Consider the following 203-nt stretch of genomic DNA (forward strand, 5'->3'; position numbering starts at 1 on the left):
TTTCAAGTGATGATGGGCGGGGCAGTCGGCACGTTCAGTTCAATGCCGGAGATAGGGATTAACGTGCAAAACCGTGTGGCTGCGTTAGTTGGTATGTATCCGATGACTGTACCATCTAGAAATATAAACACGCATAAATTGGAATACATGTCGAATTTGGCTCTATTGGCAAATTGCTGTCATAAAATTGCCGAAGAAGTATA

General features: G+C 42.9%; 1 pseudogene. It reads left to right on the forward strand.

What is annotated here, in order from left to right:
• Window positions 1-203 (forward strand): annotated as a pseudogene (locus CHH91_RS20105) (adenylosuccinate lyase family protein); the annotation flags it as partial.

Source organism: Virgibacillus sp. 7505, assembly GCF_002272135.1.
GTDB lineage: Bacteria > Bacillota > Bacilli > Bacillales > Amphibacillaceae > Terribacillus.